Consider the following 20,877-nt stretch of genomic DNA (forward strand, 5'->3'; position numbering starts at 1 on the left):
AGTTTTCGCTCATTGATTTGTTCAACATCGATACTGGAATCTGTTCAAAGTCTTTACCATGGCTCAAAACCAACATTCATCCAAATCAATGCAATTTCAGCGATTTCCGAAGGCGCTTTATTATATGTTAATAAATTGTATTGGACCAATGAATCGACCAAATCCGCAGGTGTTTGCGTTAAGATGAAATCTGCGTCAACATCTGTCATTTGAAGAATCCCACTACCCTGTTTATTTCCGATGGCATTTATAACCAGTGAAAGGCCATGAGCTATTTGCTTCACCTTTGCCTGATCCGGATTAAATTCAGATAGCGGCTTATACATTAAAGACGTAAAATCTTTAAAATTTAATGGGCCCATAACCGACCAAACAAGGCTGCCTATTTCCCGGATGTGATTTTCAAGTGACTGCCCGATACTATCGTAATAATCATAGCCAAAAGCTACCATATCGACAGGTGTTTCACCGGGCAGCATTTCCTCGTCCGCAGAGACTGGTTCTGGTTCAGTATTCTTCGCTTTTTTTGCCTCTTCTTTGGCCTGTTCTCTTTCAAAGAATTCAAAGAGCGGTTCTTTAATTGCAAAGCTTCCCCAATTATGAATATTGAGTTTTGATCTTGTTTCAATGACATTCCTGTAGTGGATATTCAAATGACCCATATGCGTGTTTGGATCACCAGCACTCCAATAGTTCTCAGGGTTTGCAATAAATACGGGGCTTTGCTTAAATTGAAGCTTCCACATTTCAAGAAATTCCACGAACTCGACGGAATTCATATTGACAAATTGGTCGGCTGAATATGGGCTTCCGCCGTTCTTTACATTAATTTCTGTCATTTTTTGTGCCATGCTCTGGAGAAGAGGAAGCGGTATGCCTAATTCGATTAATTTCAGTTGTGATTTTTTGAGAACAGAATATACTTTATCCATTGGCTGGGTTGGCTTTGGCGCTCCGACTTCTTCCCGATTCAAAAGGCTCCACATGTTCTGCCCCAATAGATTGATATCATTTTTTAATGGCTCTGGCAGAAATCTTAAATCCCAATTCTCAAAGTTTAATCTTTCATGGGCTTTGACCTGTTCTTCAAAGATAAACTGGAAGAACCCGTGGATCGCTTTGCCGCCAGCTTCCGTAACATCCATAAATCTCTCCAACAACCATGATACTATGTGCATCCCCTGAAGAATAGCCATAGGTAATCCAAAAATAGCACCCCCAACATATTTGCCCACTTTCGAGCCACCGATAGCTCCGACTATGCCGCATGCTATCAAACCCAGGCCACCTGTGGGTACACCAATCGCTACACAAATTCCTGCGCCTGCTTCCGCACCGATAGCTCCAAATGCAAATCCTCCCGCCTCTTCACCAATTACCTGTATTAAATCTTCATCACTGGCGTTCCAGATCCTGTGAATACTTGAACCTATATCGACCAGCGTAAATATTTTCCCTCCATATTTAATGATTTTCATAGATGTTGGAATACTGCCTGTTTTAGGCTGTATCGTTGATCCATCAGGAAGTCTTAATGGTTTTGGATTTTTTTCTGAAAGCAGTTCCATTACTTTCCCCTGCCTTGCTGTATTCTTTCCACCAATATCCTTTTGTGAAGTACCTCCCTCACCAATCTGCGTCCCTAATGTATTTTCCACCCATTCAACTGCCCAATGAACACAATTCCGCCCTTTACACAGACCAGCGGTTTCGGGCCTGGCGGTATAAGAACCTCCGGAAACCGGACCTGCAGGTGGAAGGTCTTTAATGAATTTTTCAACGTTTTCTTTGGAGAGTGGATATTCGATTGAACGGGCCTGGTTAACTTCAAACATATTACCGCCCGGACCTTGCCCTGACATATGATCGAGAATCTTTGAATCAACACCTTTTGTACCAGCGCTGACACCTTTTATATTTTTCGCGGCATCCACTAAAGATGCAGGGCCATAACTTTTGATTATTGCAATTTTTCCATCGATCCTTGCATATAGAGCGGTGTGACCAAGAACAATTTGAGATCCGGGCAGGTACGGCCCGGGAGTGCCCCATTTTCCACCGCCAACTGTAACACGCGCTGTTTTGGACATGGGGAAAGCTACAATTCCGATTGCATTAGGTCCGGCGGCTGAAAAACCTCCAGCGCCGAGAGCTGTATTCACACCTTTAGTTGCAGCCCTGCCGGCATAGTTCGGCATGGTCGTATCGTTCTCCCCCTGGTTTTTTAAAAAGATATCCAGAACACTTTCGCCATGCACTTCCGCCATCTGGTTATTCTGCAGACCAGCGAAATCATCAGGAATATTATCCAACGGAACCATGACGCTTGCCGATGCAGGATTAAGTCGTTTGAGAAGCGCCAGCTTAAAATCCTGATTTTGTACTACACCCGGTGGAATTGTTTCCTGAGGGATATTTAATTGTTTCAGCCATTTTGCTGCATCAAAATCCTGAACAGAACCCAGGTTGACTATTCCCGTTAGATCCCGGACCTCCGTAGTTGGCGGGTTGGCATGCTCAGGCTGCCGTTGAACCTGAGAATTTTCCAGATCCACACCCTCCGGGTTTTGTTGCATTACATGCGTTAGCTCATGAGCCAGTAAATGCTTTCCATTTTTATTTCCCGGATCATATTTTCCCTGATTGAAATATATATCTGATCCGTGAGCAAATGCCTGAGATTTCAGACTCTTGTTCATTTGTGCAGACTGATCATCGTCATGAATCCTGACATTTGACAAATCAGCACCAAACGAGGATTCCATTTCGTGTTTCGTTCCTTCAGATAATGGCTCGCCCTTACCGCCGGATGAAGCAAGGGAAGACTCGATTTGATTTGTAGAAGGCACTCCAATAGCCGGATTATCGGCTCCCCCACCTCGCGCCGTATCCTCTTTTTTCTGTACGGTAGAGTTGGTTGCGGCTGGAGTTGAGGAACTATTGGGTGGTGGTGTGCTGCTGCTTGCTGCAGGGGATCCTTCTCCTGGCAATTTATCTTTAAGGTCCTGATCAGGTAATTGACTTGATTGTTGAGCCAGTTTTTTTTCTTCATCAGCTTTGATGAGTTCCGTACTAAATGCCTGTACATCTGATTCAGAAATATACAAGGTCCACATTGTGAAAATGTTGAGAAACGCCAGTTTTGTACTCAATGGCACGCTTGATGCGCGGATAATATTCTTCTGCCTTTCAAACAGTTCATATTCGAGAACCTTTGCTTCTTCGTCGATAGTTTTCAATACATATTCTCTCAGCGCTGCATTATCCTCATACTTTTCCTGCATTTTCTTTTTGTAATCACTCAAAGTAAACTTCTCATCATACTGGCCCTTTCTTAAATCGTTTTTAACATCTTCTCTGATTTGCCGTTTCTTTTCTTCCACCTCTTTCTTGGCATCCCCATTTATAGCGTCATCCAGGATCTGTTGTCCCTGTGAACCTGAAAATTCAGGTTTTGTGAGATTCATTTGTGAGACATCAGGAAGTATTAGCGAGTTATCCTCACCGAATTTGAGCGGAAAGTCCAGTTTCAGGACCAGACCACTAAGATCTATTTCCTTTTCTGCGAATATCCATTTATGGTAGTAAAGGTTTATTTCGGTGAACCAGAGGTCAAGATCAACACTAACCTCACCGGTTAACCGAAATATTGCCTTTGGTGTAACATTCAGGAACGCTCTGACCTCCTTAAACTGGAGGCCTTTATCCTTATTAAAGGTTGCATCCAGTTCGCCTCCTGCCTCTGCGGTAATTCCCAATCCTGCTTCACCTCCGATGCTGCCCCTGAGTTTTGCAATTAGTGCCTGAGCTTCAAGGCCGGCACGAATTACCATATAAACTTCAGCGCTGGCTATCGAACCCACCGAACCATGTATATCAAGGGTTGCATTTTCAATTTCGTTTACGTTGATCTCTCTCAATTCAACCTTCAACTCCTTCAATACAAGCGGATCCCAATCGAATTTGAAGTATACACCGCCATTAATAAATGCTGAGATGCTTAATCCGGGAAGTCCAACCAACGGAATTTTTATAGTGGGGAAAGTTATTAATGGTTCATTGAAATGGTACCCATCCCCGAATGGTTTCAAATTCTTTAAAAGAATTATTCCGGCAACCAGCACTTCTTTCTCTGGCGTAAGCCTGACGCTTACAGTTCCTTTATTCTCCTTCCACAGATCTACAGTGAGCTGGCCAAAACCATAAACAATGACGGGTCCTTTTTCAGGTGGCGCTTCACCCTGTGGCTTTCCTTTATCATCAACCGCTTTATTCGTTACGCCCATTTCAACTGATCCGGTAAACCTTCCTTTTTTATACTTGGCGCTGCCCTTCACATCGAAGACACCATCATCATACAATACGGAAAATTCAGCACTCAGATCAGGGATCGAAGGAAAATCAGGAGTGGCCTTGCCGGCAGCACTCACCTTCACGCCTTCTTCGCCTTCCTTTGACTTTACCCAAACCTTTACATTACCGCTCTTTATTCCGGGTAATTTTCCAAGTGCCACCTCGGCACTGAATGCGAAGTTTCCCTGTAAATCAAACTCCGCTGCCAGGATTATTTTTTCAACTCCTGGCACCGTTAATTCCGCGTTACCCGCTGCCGTGAACTTTTCATCTTTATAACCAACCTCCAGGGTAGCACTTTTCACACCCTTTATCACTCCTTCCTCGATTCCTATCGTACCTTTTATGCTCCATTTTCCTTTTTCGTACTCAAATGAAACATTTGCGGGGTTAAAGTATTTACTGTCAAAGTCAAAACTTCCGTGCAAGAAGAAACCGATCCTGTTGTTTATTCCAGCTGTTAATTCTCCTTCACCAAATTTGCCAAGTCGAAATGCAAGGTTACCGGCCAGAGTTAATCCTTCCCTTGAACCCGCGGCTATGATAATACTGCAACTGGTTACTTCAAAAGGCTTTGGAATATTCTTTCCGATATTAGTTAACGGAATCTCGGCCCGGATCAGGAATTCACCGTTCTCGAAGTTGAATCTGATGTCAACGTCTTTCAGGAAGCTGAGATTGGAAACGACCTTCCCACTCACTTTAGCATTAAATCCTTCAATATCGGGTTCATCCAAAACGATTGGGCTAAAGGGCTTAACCTGCAATTCCTTGAACGCTGATCCGAATTGCTTTCGCAGGTCTGTTCCTTCAATCTGGTAAACATTGGAGTCGAACTTCTTGTATTCAATCGCTTCAATATCTCCTTTACCAACTTCAATGATCTTGTCTTTATCTTCGATTGCTAACTCGAGTTTTATCGACTCAATCTCTTCTGTTTTTTTATTATACTTTGTTGTAACGAACCATGTACCTATTCTCTCTTTTTTAGCATTGTTTGGAAGAATATAGCCAGCCCTTCCCATGGTTGTCTTTAATAGAAAATGTCCTTTGGGAATTATAGCCGGTCCAACTTCAATATGCTTTTTTTGATAGGCACCTGCAGCCGCATCTAAAAGCTCTTCCTTACTGTAGAGCTGTTCTTTCTTTATGCGCTCCTCCCGAAAATCCAGACTTTCAACTACTATTTGATAGTTAGCCCGAACATTATCGGGATTGGTATTAACTATAAATTCCTTGCTATAATGCTCAGCGAGTTTTTTTATATGAGTGTCGATACTCGCTTTTACCTCGTTACCAAGGGTGCGATTATAAGAGCGGTCAAGTAGTATCAGATTCTCAATTTTGTCCGCTTTCTTACCAACCAATTGCCAGTCGATCATATGCTCTACATCATACAACATAGACTTTCCATTCTTTCCCCAAAACGGAACCATTATTTCATTAATAACCTGCTTAAATGTTCCTATCAGACCTTTTGCCTTACTCTTTTTCAAAGCAAGCATTAATAACTTATCTGTATCCTTCTCTTCAACCGTGCATATCTTTGAGAGTAAACTAAAAACATCTTCCTTCACTTCAGATTTCCAAATAGACATTTGCTTTGTTTCCCTTTCTTCAGCAGGCCCCGGAAGACGATATGGGGTATCAATCTTTACATCCTTTTCCTTTAGATATCTTTTTGCCTCAAGTTTGTCAAGATGCAGTTCATAATCCTTTCCTTTTTTTGTGAACCAACCCTTGTAATCGCCTTTCGTTTTTTTCTGTTCCTGTAGTTCTGCGTCAGAAGCTTTATGCAGAGGCGGTAACTTTTCTTTTGTATCAGTTTTTTTGTCTTTTTTATCATCTTTTTTCCGGATCGTATTCCCTTGTTGAACTGTATGAGTTAATTCATGAGCCAGCAGATGTTTTCCTGCAGTAGAATTCGTATCATACTTGCCAGAATTGAAATAAATATCATTTCCATGTGTAAATGCCTGGGCATTCAAGTCCTTGCTGAGCTGTGCAGCTGATGAATCATTGTGTATGCGCACTCCGCTAAAATCTGTTCCAAATGCGTTACTCATTGAAGCATTAGTCTCCGGAGCGAGTGGGCTGCCACCCGATCTGCTGTTGCTTATTCCACTTTCAACAGCAGAGGAGGCCGCAGTCCCAGGGTTTCCGGCTTCCTTGCGTTGCAATTGTTCCTCTATTGGGTCAGCGTTACTTTCGAATATCGGCTTGCGTTGAAATTGCGAAAACTTATCTTCCGGGGGATCGCCATTACTTTCAAAAATTGGTTTCTTTTGCAATTCTGGTTGTTCTCCCTCCGCTTCGTCGTCATTGTTTTTTAGTTTCTCTTCCTGTTCACAAGAAGCGCATTTGCTTTGCACAAGTGGTGTAATGCTATGCGTTAATGGCTTTGCCTGTATAGCAGGATCTTTTTTGGCCCTGATATCCGGAGTTGCCATACGTTGCACCACTTTATCAGCCATTGCGTCGGCTTCTCTTTCATAATGATCCCCGGCTTGTCCTATTGAAAGTTTGGTTTGAAAGAAGGGTTTGGCTGCACCGGATGATTTAAAAAAAGGTTGTTTGCCGGCAGACTCCCCAACAAAATCCCCCTCGCCCCCCTTGTTGAAAAAAGGAGACTCACTTTTTGGAGGTGCCGAGGTCGTGGTTTGTCCAACAGCCTTCATTTCCTCATCTTTAAAACATTAAGTATGATCCGTTGATAAGTCATTCAGGTCATTTTATTTTTAAGTGCAGCTTATCTGCTTCTGAACAATATTTTTCAGATAAAATCCGGACTCCTTACTTCGGATAATTGGTTTATAGGTCTAATATCATCTCCATTCAACTCTCAACATCTGGTTCATCCACGGAAGTTTTATAATACTCAGGTTCCAGGGCAAATGGTCAAGAAGCATGTCAATACTACTCTGTTCAACCTGTAAATAGAAGTTATCGTTCTTTAAGAAATATTTTCCCCTTCGTTGAAGAAATCCTTCCCTTAACCCGGCTTTTGAAGTATTGTGAAGAATTTGCCATCGTGCAATTACAGTCTCCAACAGGTTATCGGCTTCCTCCTTTTCAGCATCTGTTAAATGCAAATCCAGCAAAACCAGATCCTCCAATGGATAAGCCAATAAAATCTTTGGCATCAGTAGTTCGTGCTCTTCGGTTGCATGACGTCCCAGGGCGAGGTAATGCAACACATGCAGGGCTTTTTGATGCGTTAAAGGCTCACGGAAAGAACCAGCTTCTATTAATCCAATCCGTGTCAGCAACGTTGACAAAAAAGGATGTAGTAATACCAGGCCGGCATTGTTCAAGAAAATTCCGTCTTCGAACAATTGCTTTTCAATTTCACGTTGTATGTTTTTCTGACCTTGAGTCATTTTTTCTAATGACTTCCAGGTTAAATGCTTTTCCTCATAGTCGAATTCTATCCTGTACTTTTCCGATAAATAAAACTTACTCAGATAGGGAGCGGTGGCGTCAGTCACTGATAAAATTCGTTTCCATGCCGGATTAGTTTTCTCCCCTATATACAGGTTAAGGATTTCTGCAGCCAGCTCCCGCGAATTCATTTTGTTACCCTGAATTGCAGCAAGAAAAATTGCCTGACTCCATAGAAGTTTCTCAATTGTTCCAGGGGATGAAAGATCGGCCGGAATTTGAATGTTCAAAGATGTAAACAAACTAATCAACTCTCTTATGACATGAGCTATATCATCTTGCTTTTGAGCAGTCAATACTTCAATGAGCTGAAGCAAATAAACTTCATCATGCCGCATTGCTATCCTGGCGCGTACCCTTGAATCCTTTTGAACGAGATGTCGCAACGCTGTAATGCTGGCATAATCCGTAGCTAAGGCTTCCAATACTTTGCGATTCCATTCGTGATCAATTTCCAGCGTGTTCCAATCAAGCCAACCCCTTTCCATATAATACAACCATTGAGCGGCAATGCTTTTAACTTTGCCTTGTGCTGAAGTCTTCTTTTTGGTAGCAACTGCTTCCTTTATCTGTTTGTATAATCGCTCAAACAAATCATTGTCAGGTTTTCCTGAACCGATGCTTTCCAACCAGAGCTTACCCAGATCCAGTTCGAGTTGATCTATTTGAATGATCTCATCTTCTACTGATATTTCATTAAATACCCGTTCCAGTGTTGGAACAATCTGATTCCAATAAAAGCGGCTCAGATCATTTTGTACGCGAAATGCATCCTGTGTTTTGTTCAGGTTAATGTCAAGGACCTGCTTTCTGATTACATGTCGCATACTATTACTATCCTTTTATTATTTTCTCCAGATTTGCAAAATCAAGCTCGGGTTGATATTCCTGCACGATCCCAGGTTGCCATGACTTATAGATGTTGCCGGTATTCATACCTTTTTTGCGCATTGATAAAAATTTCGTGCGGAGCTCACTTAATTCTTCTGTTACACCACCATTGAACAACAATTTGTCCAGATAAAATCGGGTAATATTCGAAATAATGTCGAAGAGTTTTTTGCTTTCTGTCTTTTTTGCCTTAGCCTTATCCCAGGCCTTATTCAGCTCTGTAAGTAATTTGTTATACTCTTCAGACGATGCGGAACCGGAGTCCAGGAAACGTCTTGCCCGCAGCATAAGGTCATTGCCTTTGGATTTTTCGACAATTGAGTCCAATTCCCTTCTATAAGCGGCCAGGCGGCTGTTCACAAATTTTGTCTTGCTCGTCTTTTTCGGTGGGTCAATTACATCTGCCGGTTCTTCAACTGCTCTTTCTTTTTCGCCAGGTATTTTCGTCTCTGGCGCTTCTTTAGATTTTTCTTGTTTAACAGGCGTTTTCGCCTTCGGCTTTTCTCTGGTTTTTAATTTTGCGCTCCGTTCATTATTGATTTCGACAACAGGTTCCTCGCAGGGCAGGTAAAAGCTATCGCTGCAATTTTTATCTTTCCAACAAAACAATTCATTGATCTGTTCCGTCCATTTCTGGGGTCTGCATTTGTTCTGGTTGTTTTCTCCTTCCTCATCTTTAATACGCTGAACGCAACTATCCTCTTCAATTGGATCTTCACAATTGTCGCAGGCTGGTCTATCAATCCAACATTCAAATTCGCGGTGGAAAAGGAAGTTGACGAAGTCGCAGGTTTTATAATTATCAAGACAGGACTTCTTATATGCGATCCATATCAACCATCGTTTATACTGCTGTTCAAAGCAACAAAGGTCATGTGGCGTTAACCATAAAACACGTAAGGCAACATGCGCCGGAGCTTCCCGGTGAAGCATGTTCTCAATAATTGCACGACTTTCTTTTTTCCGAAACCTTTCAGGCCACGCGGGTAATGCAACCGTTGCAATAAACGAATAAGGATCATGCCCGGGTTGAAAGCAAACAGGTTTTCTTGTATCACAGGGATCTTCATCATCGAGATCATCCCAATAAGGAAATTTGCAATCATCGAAGGGATTCGGGCAAGGCTCAAGTACACATTCACAATCCTCCGGGCAGCGGGGTCTCAGCAAGATATGTTCCACCAGGTGGAGCCCCTCACTATTGATCAGTTTTTTTGACCTCGTGATGGCTTCGCACATTATCTCCGCACCTGGATAGCATTGCGGATTTCTGGCCACTATCCTGTTCAGAGATATTGTATTGGCATTGTTAGTGTTTGAATCCGGATGCCGCATTTCGTCTATACAGCGGGACGTAACATCATAAAGTTCGATCCCATAGGGACCACATTTACAATCAAAAACGGGCAGGTACAACCGAAAATGCTGAAGCAGGTTAACGATTATCTTAAACGCTGCAATCAATTCATCGCAGGATCCAAAACAACATTCGCTGATCCATGCCAGGGGACATAATTCTTCAGGCTTGCCTTCATTCCCATTGCAGTCAGCGCAGGGATTAAAACCTGGCAACCTGATCTCAATGCAAAATCGCTCAACATTGCGTCCGGTAGAAGATTTACCTGATTCTTTATTAGTGAATGGGAAATAACAGGCAAGCCACAAAAGCTTGTTCCTTAATTCTTCTAAAGAATTGATGCCGGAACCAGGAGTCTGTGTAAAATGAATGGAATGATTCGTATCTATATTGAGGTAAACTTCATTCTTGTCTTCATCAATACACAACGGATATCTGCCGATATAGCTGATGATCCCGATATAACCTTCCAGGATATCATCCGGCGACCAAACTCCGCCTTCAGTCCTGAAATTCACATGTGCAAGAGGATTGCCTTCGAGATCAACCAGGATATCCTTCCACACGGTATCACAAAACGTATCGAACTTCCATTTCAGTAATTGCGGAGCAAATTTTTGCAGCTCCCTTATGACATTGTCCCTGATCTCCGGTGTATCGAATTTGCATGGATGAACAATCCTGATATTTTTGCATGCTACGAAGAACCGGTTACAACAATAATCGTCCACGTATGCATGGAATGCGTCTTCAGTTTGTGAAACATTAATAAAATGCTGGATCCCATCTTTCCCCCATGCCAGCTCTTCGTTCATAAACCGGTCCAGGCTTTCTGCCAATACTTCCCTTATGTAGATTTTAAACAGACCGGTGCAGTCACAGTCAATAAAATAATTCCCTTCGTACTTTAATAGCAACAGGAAAAACCGGAAAGCTTTCATCGCTTCGTCTGCGCTATCGAAATAATCGGGACTTTGCCAATCTTCCTGATCTGTGGCTTTATCATACAATACAAAAAAGTAAACGGGCTTTTCTTTTTTGACCGCACAGTCTTCCGGAACAACGACCTTACACACTTCTTCTTTTTTACAAGGAAGAAAACGTTCATCGAACTTTTCCTTGTCACCAATTTTCCTGATGCTCCTTATGGGGTACGACTGTACCACCCGGATAAGTTCCGCAATTGACTGTTGCGGATATGTACCAAGGTGCTTTAAGGTTTCGGCAGGCACGTAAACCATACTTTCAGTGCTGATGCAGATATCCTCGATTTGAATTAGGATTGGCGTTTCGCTGATCGGCTTACCTTCTCCGTAATTAGCCAGGTCAAGACCGAGGGTCAGGATCTTCATATAATTTTCAAGGAAAGCGGCTTCAGCTTCTTCCCTGTTGGGAAATCCCTTAGTACTTTCAAACAGAACAATCTTTTGATCTATTCCTCCAATCGGACTCTTAATAAGATTCAAAGAACTTATCCGGTAATGATACCATTTTGTTTTCCCATCAGTACCTGATCTTTCAACAACGATCTTTTCCCCTTTCATATACAGCTCAAGGAAATTATAGTCTTCAATATTTTTCTGAATACTATCCTTCCTTAATTTTTCCGCATCAGATTTTGTCGTCGTTGTACTGGTGCGCACAGCATATAAAGCATCCTTATCTACAAGGTGATAAACATACCTGCACTTGCTGTCTTCATGCACATCCACATATGATGCAAATGTTTCCGGGTTATCACGATTTTCAGATAAGCGATTCACTTTTTTCTGAAGCTCCAATACTTTGTAGGGAAGGGCCGATTCAGGATCTTCAAAAGGCTGTGGCTGTAAATTAATAAATCTGGCAAGGGGTGACTTTTTCCCGGAACCACCGGTATTGATCACCCAGTCAGAATTTGTTTTTTCGGCAGTTGAATTAACAAGGGAACTGCTGAAATCAACTAATGCTGATCGGGCTTCTGCTTCGCCCGGATAGGTCTGAACACTTTGGACCGTAAGGATCTCACCTGGTTCATAACCCAGTTCATACTTGAAATTCCAGCTATCAGGAACTGCGTCGATGGTAAGATGATAGACAGTCGGCTGCACGGCTTCATTTATCTGATCCACTACTTTTTTAGCTTCCTGGTGTGAATCCATTACCCAGGAACTAACGGCCAGTTTATTTTGTTTCTCAGTGACATAAATACTCCATTTCCGGAATCCGGGATCTTCTTCAATTACAATGTTGTCAGCATCGGTCATCAGACTCAGCACTTGCAGGCAGGCGTCAGTAGCATCTTTTTTCTTGTCAAATTCATTGATGGAAAGGAATTTGAAACGATGATTTTTGTCCAGCAACTCGAAATTGAATTTATCCGGCTTGCCAACGATGGTATTGTCTACATCGACCTTATATTCATCGCGATCAACGAACAGTGGTTTTTGAGGATCCGGGTTTGCTATAAGCTTTCCAATTTTTTCAACCGGTTTTTCTCCTTGCTTCCATGTCCCGGGATCATTCACTTTGCCAATCGCTTTTAATGCAACTTTCTTTATTTCTTCCGGATTTAATGATGATTCACTAAGCACCCGCACCGTCTGTTCATGTGTATCTCTTAAGGATGCTGAATGCCGGTAACTGGCAATTTCCAGTTGCCCTTTAGATTCCGGTTTCATCATCATTTTTTGAAATCCATCAGATACCGATTCCGCAATGGAAGGAGATGAATAAGTTTTGGAAAACACTGCTTCTTTACCGCTTCCATAGTTGACGCGAAGCAGGTAATCATTTTGGCGTGCGATCCTATCAGTCCTGTAATTGGCTCTATCTGTCAATGCATCTAACAATTTAGCTGCTGCCTTTGAAGCCGTTTCCCTGGTCTCAAATTTTTCGCTGCTTTTAAAGGATATGTCATCGCCAAGGGAGAGGCTGAACATATACGTTTCATCGTAAGCATAAACGGCAAAATTGCAAAGGCTTTTTCTTTTCAGTTCTTCATGACCAAGCAGAGCCCGCATCCTTTTTTCAAATCCAGCATTATTATCACTATACCAGCCATCCGCCAGATAATCAAATGCCTTTCCTCTTGTGCTGGTCAGCAACGGCAGGTTAGAAAGAAATCTTTCCTTTGCTTCGATATCTTTGCCCTGCAATACTTCATCTGTATAAAATCCATAAGAAAGCAAGGCATAGTCCGTAAATCTCTCAGCAAACCTGGAAAGCAGGTGATTTAGAAAAGAGTGTCTGCGTTTACGATACAGGGCCTCATCTTCGATTAAAGCCTGGAGAAAATTCGCATAGGTGGAAATATTCAGTTCTACCGAAAATGAAAACCCTGGCGGAGAAGTCATAGTAGATGAACGATAATTGCTTCGAACACTTGCGGCGTATCTAAGCGAAGCAACACTTTCCCTTGCTGCCTGTTCATTCTTATAATATTTTCGTCCGATCAATGCATAGTCGTCTGATGAGCTTAGAATATAATAATATACGCACTCATCATTCTTTACCACATATTCGACAGAGATCACTTCGTTAAAGAAATCTTCCATCATGGAACTGATCGCAGTATCTTTTTCGGAAGCGGTAGTAAACCGGTAATTGGGAACGCTGTCAATTTCCAATTGTCTCAATTTTCCCTGATCAGCGAGGTCCTTCAGGTATTTCTTACTAACGGGAAAAGCCAGATAGCCGGTTTCACCTGAAGGAATACTTGTTTCATCAACCTTATAACGAACCAATTCTCCAAACCCGGGAACAGCACCAGGCAGAGATGAAAAATAAGTATGCCGCCCTTCATTTGAATCGTTTGCAGGAATCGATAAAGAAAATAGCGACCTCATGTTCTTTAATTGTGACAGGTAATTTGCCAGCAATTGATCGAAGAAAAGCAAATAACCTTTTAATTGAAGGGCCTGCGCTTTCCTTAGAGGTGAAACCTTGTCGGACAAACCTCCTTCCGCAATGCCATAAACGCGAGGGAAGTCATTTTGAATAGATATATAAGTTCCAAGCTCCTTGTGATAAAATCCTTTCGGTATCTCACTATCAAGTTTATCTGAGGGAGCAGTATAAAGGATCTTCCCATTATGCTGGAAATTAACTTCAAGTAGTCCATCATATTTCCGGAAATCAAATGAAACCGAAATACCTGCGCGGTTGAATTCGAAACCTGAACATTCCACTGAAAAGTCAGGAACATGATCTTCGGGAATGTTGACAACCCATTCTTCCGTTTTAATGGACTTGGAACCTGTACAATTGCGCAAACGCAATCTTTGGATCTTTTTGATACCCTTAACCGAAAACAATGCGCCATACACATCAGAAACATGAATGGATTTGCGGAACTTCAATGCCTCCAATTCGGCAACGTCGACAAACCCATGGCTTTCGGTGACATCGTATGGACGGCCGGCAAATATTTCGTCCATCGTTTTATTCGCATCCAATAATTGCTGCAGGGTATAAAAACGTGGTGACGGGGAGAAGAACTCTCTCAGTTTGTCCACCATCCCGAGATAAACACTTTCAGGGTCTGCATTATCCTCTATTTCTATCTCCGCGCAAACCCCGATTTCCCATTTGCAAAGAATTTTTATGTCTATGAAATCCTCACAAATATTCCTGTGCTCCATCAATGCCTTACTGACCTTTTCGATCAAACAATCAGTATATTTTTTCTTTTCATTTGGTCTTCCCCTGTACTCTTTCTCAAGATTAACTTCCAGATCAAGGTAAACATGATATAGTCCGTTCAGGTAGTTAGTGCAATAGGGATCCTGGCCGGCAGGAACATGCAAAAGGATTGTACCGCCTTCCGGATTATTTGGATCTGGCTCGGGTTCTGGTTCGTCCGGTGGGCAAAAGACATTTGGATCCTGATCAGTTGCAACCGCTAACCATGCGTTGTTTATACCCTTGATATCTATGAGTAGTTTTCTGAAATCAGTTATCGTAAGAGGGTTATTGGTTAATACTTGTGACGGCGTTAAAAAATTATCATCACGTGTTGTATTCTCCGGGTCTCTTGCAAATATTTCCTCTACCGGTAAGTTTGCCCGATAACCAAGGTCCATCAGCGCATAACAAAGCACTTCAAGGATTGTGATCCCGGGATCATGTACGTTGTGATCAGTCCAGATTTTTCCCGAAAGCCGGCCAAGATAATCAATGCCTTCAGTTCTTAACTTTTCAAAGTCGAGCCATTCGGGAAAGCCCGAATTCTTTCTGCTGATTACTTTAATATCAATTTGCTCTTCAGCCATTATCTACTTATTCTATAACTATCGGTGGTTTACAAAAATCTTTTATTGGTACACTTTCATTCTGGCAACTATTCACATAGTTCCCGGTCTGATCCTTTTCCCAATCTTCACAGTCATCCTGTTTGATACAGATATCTATTTCTCCTCCAATTAATATGGATCTCGGCGTTCGTGGACAGATCTCCTGGATCTTTGCATTCATAGCTGCGTCTCTTTCATGCTTCATCGAGAGTAGCAGGATATAATCAACATAATCGAGTCCTTCAATGAAACGAAGCAGGTCAGACCTGTTTATGCACTGTCCAAAACTTAGCTTTGAATATTCGCCTATCGCCCAGGGCGCAAGAAATTCGAGAATATCTTCTTTCAGTTTTTCTTTATAAAAAATTTCATCCCTGCCCTTGTATAATTTTACTTTAAGACAAATTTGAATTCTTTCATAGCGTGGGTTCATAGCCCTTAATCTTACAAATGGGGAAGTCCTCGATCTTACATAATCTTCAATATCATCCAGCAAACTGACGGGGGCTTTTGGTTCAAAAGAATTTCCCGCTTTCAATTGATTAAGATCCGGAATCACCGCTAACAGCACATAACCGGGGGCAACAGGAAAATCATTGTGGAATTTTTTTGCATCAAGCGCAAAACTGTGATTGATGCATTTCACTTTATAAATGGTGGGAAAGTTCTCCAGGGTGATCCTTTCATAATCCCATTTTTGGATAGCTCTTCCTTTATGTCGCAATAACTCGCTCACGCGCGTATAGAAATTTTTTTCTACCTCCGGTTCCCGTCCTCCAAACGAGTCATAAGGTTGAACGATAGTTTTCACCAAGGGATCAGCTTCTTTAAGTTTTCCGATCGATCCCGCAACTAGTGGTTCGGTCAGTCTCAGTTTATCGTTTTCGGGTTCATTCGTAAATACCACCTGAATGGCCTGGGTATGTATACCGATTGTTTCAGCAACTGATCCGCTATTTCGGGGTATGGATATTTTGATCCAATGCAGATCTTTCGGAAGAATGGTATTGTCCTTAGTCATGTTCTCAGGCAAGGCGAATTTGATTATACCTGATGTGGTCAATCCATCTGTTGCATCATCCAACACCTCAAATCCTTCACGCAACTCTTTCCATTCATTATTATCGAGGTAATTCCAGGCAAGTTTTTCCCTTTCGGATTCCGAATCGGAGGTTGCTTCGGCTAGTTGAAAAAGGATATTCAAATTACTGCCGGGAACAAAGTCCTTGAGCCCGATAAACAAGGTACCCTCATCGCAATGCTTTGCAAAAAGGGTAGGCTGCAATTCAATTTCTTCATGCTTATATGTTCCGGCGTAAGGATACAGGTGAATAAGGTCAATATCGGTGATAGTGGCTGTGGCGGTATAATCGAGTGATATCGAATTTATGATTGGTGTCCAGGGCTCGTTGGGAATGATGGCCTGAAATTTATCATTGTTCGAAATGATACCACTAATTTCATTTATCTTATTTTTTAAATCAATAACATCCTGGGTTAGATTTAATCCTCCGGGGGCAGGCGGATTGGGGTGTATTATTATTCGAATATTTTCTGCATTGGGATCATTAATTGCGCCACTTCCAAGATTTCCAGCCAGGTTTTTAATACCTCCAGGATTCAAATTTATATCTGCTTCAACACGGTTGGCAATATTGCCAGCCGCGGTCATTTCATTTTTTATCGAATTTGTGCTGAAAACAATGGGATTGCCTGCAGCATCATAATACATTGCATCTTCGATTTTGGCATCAGGAAGTTTCCCAAGTGCCATCATCTGCCGGGCCAGAACATACGCATAGTTTTTATGACAAAAATCCTGGATTTGCAGATTGATCTTCAAAAAACCATTGCTCGCAAGCTCCTGTTTAATGGTTTCTTCATTATCCGTAAAGAATTCTTGATTCAACGTAAAGAAGGAACTCTTAAGCAAAAAGGTTTGTATTAATGTATCCGGAGTATTACAAAACGCAGCTTTCCCATTATCCTCAAATAATTTTCGGTCATTATAAGCGACATTTCGGATCGTTACTAATTCCGTACTAGGTAAAATGTGCGCATTTTCCTTCACCCATCCTCCTTCCTGCAAAATGGAAAGGTTTATCAGGAACGATTGTTCATTCAGGCCAAAAGGTCCGCCTCCGGGAGATTCCCTTAAAAAGGCTTTATAATACTCCCTGAAATCCTTTGGTTTGTTTTTCCATTCAATATTTATATATACTTCATTCCATTTTTTACAAAATACTTCTTTACTTCCAACATAAAAGCTCGGGCCTATCAGGTTCCTATCCGTAACAAGGGGTGGTCCCAGGGGATTGTAGAGCGGTGGACGTTGGTTAATATCAAAATCAATAATTTCAGGTCTTGCCCCAAAGGGGTAAATAGGACCGTTCACATCCTGAATACTTTCATCATTCTGAACAATGAACTTTTTGATACCACAGACCCGGACATCAATCTGAGTTGCTTTTGTTCCGGAACTGTCTACAATTACAACGTCCCTTAAAAAATGATAAAATGAAACTGGCTTCCTTGAATTGCCCGGATCAACCTCAACGCAACAAGGAGTTGCCTCAGAATCATTTCCTCTTAAAAGTTTAATACTTTCGTCCAACTCAATTTTAACCATTGGAAGCGTTGTATTGAAATCCTCTTTAAATTTTTCCTTATCATAAAAAGTAACGGGGTCCTTATCCGGTTTTAATCTTGTTTTAATGATAATTGAAAACCGTTTGGTAACAGGATCCAATAAAGAAAACCTTATTCTTCTTATATTGCTTGGTTCTATCCATTCACTCTTTCCGCTAAAGTGAATTTTAAATAATCGTCTTTCTATAAACAAGGTCGAAACTGCTGTTTGTTCTGCATCTGTCAAACCATTATAGAATTCAACCCGCCATTTACGGGCTGTAACAAAGGTTTCTTTATCATAAATAGTTTCTTCTTCCCAACAACCCTGTCTTTTTTTATCAAATAAAAAATTCCATAATTGGTCAATCAAAGTTTGCTTTATTCCAAGCTTTTGAGCTTCCTTAATCAGGTCCTGCGAGATATAGTAAAATCCTTTGGCAAATAATTCTTTTATCCTCGGATATAAAAGTTCCGGAGAATAAAATTGCAAAGGATTATTGCAGGATTGTTTTAATTCGCAGGCCAACGTAATGGTAACATTCCTGGTTCCTTCATTTAATAACAACACAGGGGAAGCAAGGATAAAACCCAGTCGGGCAAAAGGATAAGGCTGAAAAAATTTCTTTTCGGGAGGAATGTATTTGCTCAGTTTAGATCCAACGGTTGGAAAGCTTTTTGCATCATCGTCCTTAAAGTCTTTGTCAATTCCATCTGCCTTCCGTGCATCCGGCGCCTTATAAACTCCTTCGAGATAAGTCTGATCGAATACGGTACGATTATTCAAAAATAGTGTGCGTAAATCCGCCACTATTGTTTTATTCACCACGATCTCATCATTCAGTGCGAAATTTATATCTTCCTTATTCCTGTCCTTCCCATCCTTTACCTGTACTTCTTTTTTGATCAGGTATTTGTCCAGCTGGTTCTGGATCTCGAAAAGGATATGCGTTTTATCCGGTACTGCATCCCGCGGGTTTAATTTCAACACATCCTGATAAAAAAAATCAAGATGTTTTTTGGTGAACCCGTTCAGATCGTTCTGCAGGTATCTGAACAATTTCAAAAAAGCAAATAGTAACGCAAGATGCGGACTATGTTTTTTCTGAAATTCTTCTTTTAAAGGAAACAGGCTGAGTTCCATGCTCGCTTCTGCACCCGGTCCGGTCAGACTGATTATATTCATAAATGCCGGAAAGAGAGATACAATTTCATTCCGCAAAGCGATCAAACGCTTGCGCTTGGTCGGGGCATTTGAAACAAAGCAGGATGTATCCCGCAGATCAAAGGCACTTAATTCCCAAACACCTGATTGTTGCAGTTTATTAAAATCAATCTTTTTGATCCGGTATTTCTCGGTTGCGGTGTTGGTAAGACATATATATTTCTTTACGGGTTCAAGCAATTTATCCCGAATCATTTTCTCGAGTAATCTTTCAACCGGCAGGTCGCTTCCTTTCATTTCGCTATGCCAGCGATTGACAAGATGAATTGTTTGAAAATAAATAAAATGAACGATCAATTGCAGAGACTGCCTGTTTGGACGCTTATCGAACAATTTGTTATACTTATCGAATTTTTGCTGAACAGTATCCTTATTATGTTTGATAATTCCAGTGAGTGAAAATGGAATGCTTTTACGGAAGAACGCCTGCCAGTCGCTAATGTTCAACTGGCTGTCATAAAAATTAATATGCCTTGAAAGTTGTGAAAAATAATCCAGCAGATCGGCGGTTTTTCGACCGTCGATTTGCGCGGACCCAGACAACAGATCGTCAATAACCCGTTGACGCTGGCTGATACCGGGATCATTCTGAAAGGGATGTATCAGGTTGTCACAACAAATCATAAAAGGAGTTTAGAAAATACGAATAGTTTGAAGACTCACCGTTATTCATCATCGTCAAACTGGCTTCAATGCTTCGTTTAAATAATAATCATACACATAATTGAACCGGGAATTTGTTCCCGGGATCGTATATTCAATAGATATAAAGAACTTTCCCTCTATCAGGTCAAAAGAATCCGCCTGGGTCACTTCAATTCTCTCTGCGTCTATCCGCGGTTCATAAACCAAAAGCGCATTTTCGATCCTGTCCCTGATAAACCCAATCAATGAACTGTTCAAAGGTTCGAATATGTATTCCTGCATATCACATCCATACTTTGGCTGCATCACTCTTTCGCCAAGACTTGTTGAAAGAAGTATGTTCAGGCTTTCGTTGATATCCTTTACGTCACTTACCATTTCGACCTGTCCGGTTTCCGGATCAAATGTTGGAGGGAATGCCCAACCTGTTCCCAGAAATGAATTGAATGTCTGATTCATCTTTTATTATTTTTCTTTTATCCACCGATTTGTACTGTTGGAAATCCGCTTACAATCACTCCGCCATGTGCAGTAAGATCGCCCTGCCTTGCTGCAGGTCGTCCGCCGATCATTACCGTCGTTGATCCTTTCACAATTGAATCGGGCGGTCCGACACAAACCAGGAGATCACCGACGACGGCGGCAGGAAGATTGCCAATTAAAACAGTGGGTACGCAGGGTCCGGTCACTGGTCCTCCTACGTGTGGCACCGGCCCGTTGAATGCAGGGCAGATATGCATGTCCGTTATTCTTGCTGCAGATGGCATAGTTGTATATCGTTAAGGTTAATATTTTAATTGATCATGACCGGTAATCCGCTGATCACGTTCGGTCCTTGTGCTGCCAGCTTTGCCGATGCTCCTTCAATGCTTACCGAGGCATCGGCTTTCATTGATAACGATGGCCCGCTAATCGCAAGCGAAACACCCGCGCCAAGAGTCAGTACTGTTCCCGCCTTGATATCAATCTGAAGTGGACTTTCCATTTTAATGCCTGTGGGTGACATGGTGATCGAATTACTATTCTGATCCTTTATCTCGATCTTCATTGAACTCTCGTCCAGT

7 protein-coding genes are annotated in these 20,877 nt (G+C 41.7%); all 7 read right to left on the bottom strand.

What is annotated here, in order from left to right:
• Window positions 1–53: 53 nt before the first annotated feature.
• Window positions 54–7,031, bottom strand: a complete 6,978-nt coding sequence (locus tag VK664_RS28530; protein WP_461402143.1) for an eCIS core domain-containing protein — start codon at window positions 7,029–7,031, stop codon at window positions 54–56.
• A 147-nt stretch (window positions 7,032–7,178) separates the two neighbouring features.
• Window positions 7,179–8,621: a contractile injection system tape measure protein gene (locus tag VK664_RS28535; protein ID WP_461402144.1), complete on the bottom strand. Its 1,443-nt coding sequence runs from the start codon at window positions 8,619–8,621 to the stop codon at window positions 7,179–7,181.
• Window positions 8,622–8,628: 7 nt separating this feature from the next.
• On the bottom strand, window positions 8,629–15,294 hold the full coding sequence (locus VK664_RS28540; RefSeq protein ID WP_461402145.1) for a hypothetical protein: 6,666 nt from the start codon (window positions 15,292–15,294) through the stop codon (window positions 8,629–8,631).
• 7 nt (window positions 15,295–15,301) lie between these two features.
• The gene (locus tag VK664_RS28545) at window positions 15,302–19,792 is read right to left on the bottom strand and encodes a hypothetical protein (protein WP_461402146.1); all 4,491 of its coding nucleotides are present in this window, start codon (window positions 19,790–19,792) and stop codon (window positions 15,302–15,304) included.
• A gap of 54 nt (window positions 19,793–19,846) precedes the next feature.
• Window positions 19,847–20,272: a GPW/gp25 family protein gene (locus VK664_RS28550; protein ID WP_461402147.1), complete on the bottom strand. Its 426-nt coding sequence runs from the start codon at window positions 20,270–20,272 to the stop codon at window positions 19,847–19,849.
• Window positions 20,273–20,289: 17 nt separating this feature from the next.
• Window positions 20,290–20,580, bottom strand: coding sequence for a PAAR domain-containing protein (locus VK664_RS28555; protein WP_461402148.1), 291 nt, complete (start codon window positions 20,578–20,580; stop codon window positions 20,290–20,292).
• Between the two features lie 26 nt (window positions 20,581–20,606).
• Window positions 20,607–20,877: hypothetical protein (locus tag VK664_RS28560; RefSeq protein ID WP_461402149.1), on the bottom strand; the 271-nt coding region annotated here is incomplete at its 5' end.

The sequence above is a fragment of the Flavitalea sp. genome, assembly GCF_035489435.1.
Taxonomy (GTDB): domain Bacteria; phylum Bacteroidota; class Bacteroidia; order Chitinophagales; family Chitinophagaceae; genus DATHKG01.